The 3,932-nt window shown below is 71.1% G+C and carries 5 protein-coding genes; all 5 read right to left on the minus strand.

Translation table 11 applies throughout. The features are described 5' to 3' along the window. The coding region (locus B9S57_RS27585) for a hypothetical protein (protein WP_103515316.1) at positions 1–677 on the minus strand (677 nt) is incomplete at its 3' end. A 97-nt stretch (positions 678–774) separates the two neighbouring features. Further along, entirely contained in the window at positions 775–1,338 is a 564-nt protein-coding gene (locus B9S57_RS27590) for a hypothetical protein (protein WP_103515315.1), read from the minus strand. A 129-nt stretch (positions 1,339–1,467) separates the two neighbouring features. Continuing rightward, positions 1,468–2,163 carry a hypothetical protein gene (locus B9S57_RS27595; protein WP_258036661.1) on the minus strand — a complete coding sequence of 232 codons (696 nt, stop codon included), beginning with the start codon at positions 2,161–2,163 and terminating at the stop codon, positions 1,468–1,470. A 32-nt stretch (positions 2,164–2,195) separates the two neighbouring features. Then, complete coding sequence (locus tag B9S57_RS27600; RefSeq protein WP_181011370.1) at positions 2,196–3,701, minus strand: ATP-binding protein; 1,506 nt, start codon at positions 3,699–3,701, stop codon at positions 2,196–2,198. Between the two features lie 26 nt (positions 3,702–3,727). After that, on the minus strand, positions 3,728–3,932 hold a 205-nt coding region (locus tag B9S57_RS27605), incomplete at its 5' end, for a DUF6238 family protein (RefSeq protein ID WP_258036662.1).

Below are 3,932 nucleotides of genomic sequence, written 5' to 3' on the forward strand. Positions count from 1 at the left end.
GGGATACCGGCGCGGGCCGGGCTGGCGGCGAGCGCGGCGGCGCTCAACGGAGACGCGCGAGCCGGACCATGGCCTCGCGCCCGCGCGGCGGTCGGCGTCGCGGCAGGGCGGGGCCGGGCCGTCACCTCTTGAGCGAGGCGGGGCTGCACCGCGACTTGCAGCCCCGAACGCTGCAGGGCCACCGTGGCGTCGGCGACCTTCCCCAGCGCCTCGACGCGATCGGTGGTCGCGGGGAGCGTGTAGATGTCCAGGCTCGAGTTGTGCCGCCAGCCGTCCTCCACCAGCGCGAGCCCGCTGAGGCCGGAGACACGGTCGTCGAGGGCTGCGACGATGCCGAGCTGCGGGTGATCGGCGAAGGCGACGTCTGGTTCACCGAGCGGACCGCTGTCGCGTATCTGTGCCGTGTCGGGCGCCAGCGCAGGGTCAAGTGCGACGTCCACATCGACCTGGTAGCCGGCCTTGCGCAGCAGCTCGATGGCCCGGCTCGTACGGCCGTGTCCGTCACGGTTCTGGTCGGCCAGCGCGTACAACGTCGGCTGGTCGGCGACGGGATGGAAGTCGAATCCCTTGAGCATCCAGGTGCTGGCCGCGAGGTTCTTCGGGTTCGCGGCGACGATGCCGTGGACGGGGTGGTGGCCGAAGGCCAGGTCGGGCAGCACGTCGTAGTGGCTGGGCATGGCAGATCCATCCGAGGCGGGTGCGGTTACAGGTGCGGGCGACGGGCGGATCAGTTCTGAGGGTGCGGTGCACGGAGGACTCCTGGATCGCGGTCGGTCAGAGCCGGGGAGCGGATGAGGAACTGGCCGGCGGCGGCGCGGCCCGCGCGGAAGACTCCGGCGGCGGACCGGTCGGGAGCACGCGCTGGCCGACCGACGGCGAAGAGGCGAGAGCGACCCTCGCCCGGGATGGAGCGGAGTCGGGCGGGAGCACGGTGGCGGCGCGCGCCTTGCTGGAACGTTCCTGCTCCTGGCGTGTCGGTACGCCAAGCTGGTCCAGGCGGGCGTCGACAGCGGAGAGGAGATCCGGCACGCTGCCGCCGTGGCGCGCATGCGGACCGTCCGGCTCGGAGTCGTAGATCACCTCGTAGACGGCGGGCTCGGCGGACCGGTGGCGGGTGACCATCCAGCTTTCCGGGGTCTCGGGGTGCTCGGAGGGTGGCTCCTGCGGGGGCGAGATGATCAGCGAACTGCCGTCGGGAAGCTCGGCGTGGACGATGTAGTCGCTGAGGCCGTACTCGACGGTGCACTCCAGGCCGCGCTGCCCGAGCGCGGAACAGAGGGCGGCCTGAAGGTGACGCGGATCGGACGCGGCGGTCGGGGGCGGGGTTTCGTGGTGCATGGAGTTCTCCGTTGCGAACGTCCCGCCGCACGGCGGGAGCCGACGGGGCGTGGAGCTTGAAGGAGTGCGGTGGTCCATGAGGATCCGGTGATCGGGCAGTTTGGCGCTGCCGTGACTGCGTGCTAGGGATCACCGCGAGCGACCGGGAGCCGGCGGATGCGATGCCGGCGGGACCTGGGGCGAAGCAGGTGACACGGCAGGGGGCTTGTGTGTCGAGCGGGTCAGTGCGACGCGCGCCCGTTCGGTCTGCGCCGGCCGTTCGGTGTCCCCCCGGTGAACTAGGTATTCGCCGACGCGAACCAACGCCGGTCCTTTGGAACCCAGTTCGTGTGAGTAGTGCCAGCCTTCGGTGTTGCGGTGCTCCTCGGCACGCTCCTGGTAGAGGTGGAGCACGCTCGGCTGCGAACCGTCCATAAGCGCCATGACGTCGGCCCATTCGTGCCGCAGCTCATCCGCCCGGAACAGGATGGTGTCGATCCCGCGTATCCGACGGAGGTCGTCACTGATCGGTCCCTCGACGTAGTCGGGGCCGTCGGCGGCGGCGCGGACCCCGGCCAGCACCTCGGGTCCGTGGTCGAGGAACACCTCGGCGTGCTTCCACGCTTCGGCGTCCCGCTTGACCTTCCCGTCCCCGTAGATCTTGTCGTCCAGCGGCCAGCCGTCCGCGTCGCAGAGGGAGTCCGAAACCGCGTCCCAGGCGTCGCACGCCTCGTTGATGCCGGCGGCGGCCGAGGCCAGTGCCGGGAGGTGCCGTCGCCACGCCAAAGGGTCGGTGGCCTGCGACGGCTGGTTGTCACCGGAGGAAGGAGTGGAAGAAGCAGACATGATCGATTCCCGTTGCTGTGCTGGTCGTTGGGCTAGGCGGCCATGCGGGCGTCTGTGTCGAACAGCTCCCGCTCGGCCGGGTGGAGGATGTGCTGGGTGATGAAGGAGCGGCCGGCGACCTTCCACAGACCTCGGCCCTTGGTCAGGGCGGACACCGCCTGGGTCTCGACGCCGGTCAGGCCGAGCAGAGATGCAGCGGCGGCGAGCTGGTCGGGCTCCTGGCGGTAGATGATGCGCGTGCTGCAGTCCGCGAGGAGCCCCTCGGCCAGGACTCGGCCGCGTGAGCCGGCGTCGCCCGCCGAGAGCAAGTCGCTGAGGCGGTGGATCACCATGAGGTTCGCGATGCCCAGCCCTCGGGAGAGCTTCCACTGGCTCTGCATCCGCTCCAGCAGCCCGACGTGCCGCATCAGCCGCCACGCCTCGTCGTAGATCACCCAGCGCCGACCGCCATCGGGATCACTGAGGGCCGACTCCATCCACGCGCTCGCGCACGTCATCGCGAGCACCAGTGCCGTGTCGTCACCGGAGCCGCCGAGACGGGAGAGGTCGATGGACAGCATCGGTGTGGTCGGGTCGAACGAAACGGTGCTCGGCGCGTCGAACATGCCGCTCAAGTCGCCGTGCACGAGACGTCGCAGGGCATGGGCGAGGTCCTGGGCGGCTGAACCGAGGTGCCCCGTCTGGTGGCCGAGGGCCTGGTCGAGGCGTTCGGGGGAGCCGAGTACGTGCGCGATCTCGCCGAGCAGCGGCACCGTGCCCCGGGCGGCGGCGTCAGCGACGACCAGATCCAGGGCCAGGTCGAGGGCGGTGTGCTCCATCGGCAGCAGGTCGCGCTTCAGCACGGTGCGGGCGAGGCTGGCCAGCAGCAGCAGACGGCGCTTGCGAACCTCCGTGAACCAGTCCTCCTCGCTCACGGAGGCGGGCCGGGCCGGGGCGTCCAGCGGATTCAACCGTCCAGGGAGCCCCGGGCCCAGGGCGATGCTGTAGCCGCCGAGGGCCTGCGAGACACCGGTCCACTCCCCCTTGGGATCGCAGGGGATGTAGATCCGGTAGCCATGGGCGATCGACCGAGTGGCGATCGACTTCGCCAACGCCGACTTCCCCATGCCGATGATCCCGGCCAGCACCGCGTTGGGGTTCGTGAAGCCCTCCACCCTGCCGCTGTTGTAGAGCGAGAACGGGTCGAAGCAGAAGGCCGCCTCCGCGTGCACATCGCGGCCGATGAACACCCCTTCGGCGCCCAGGCCGCCCTCGGCCACGAACGGGTACGCGCCGCTGGCTGTGGCGGTGGTCATCCGGTGGGCGGGCAGGGCGAGCTTGCCGCCGCGGGCGGAGGCCGGACCGGGGCGACCGGCGAGCGGGTAGGTGGGTCGCAGATCCGGGTCGAGGGTCTGCTCGGCGCGGTGCTTGGGCGGGTTTCCGGCGAGGCGTGCCTGGCGGCGGGCTTCGGTAAAACCGGCTCGGGCGGCCCGCTGTTCGGCGCGTGTCGTCTTACGGGGCACGAACAGAGGGGAGGCGCTGGCGCGGGTACGGGGCATGAGTGTTTCTCCAGGTGAGGGGTGGGTCAGCGGCGGACGAGGCCGGTGAACGGGGCGTGCAGGTCGGCCGGGGTGGTGCGCCGCCGCACGAGATGAGCGGTGCGCTGATGGCGCTGGCAGATGGTCAGTCCCGGTGCTCCCTCCGGAAGGCCGGCCTGGCACGCCTCTGGTGCGGGGATCTCGCCGGAGTCCGGCCGGGGCGCCGCGTGGTAGGCGGCGTGGAGGTGCTCG

The sequence above is a fragment of the Streptomyces sp. SM10 genome (assembly GCF_002910915.1).
Classification (GTDB): domain Bacteria; phylum Actinomycetota; class Actinomycetes; order Streptomycetales; family Streptomycetaceae; genus Streptomyces.

Bases quoted from the DNA above. Each gene is read 5' to 3' on its own strand.
- B9S57_RS27595 (WP_258036661.1), bottom strand. From the start codon at position 2,163: ATGTCTGCTTCTTCCACTCCTTCCTCCGGTGACAACCAGCCGTCGCAG.
- B9S57_RS27590 (WP_103515315.1), bottom strand. From the start codon at position 1,338: ATGCACCACGAAACCCCGCCCCCGACCGCCGCGTCCGATCCGCGTCAC.
- B9S57_RS27600 (WP_181011370.1), bottom strand. From the start codon at position 3,701: ATGCCCCGTACCCGCGCCAGCGCCTCCCCTCTGTTCGTGCCCCGTAAG.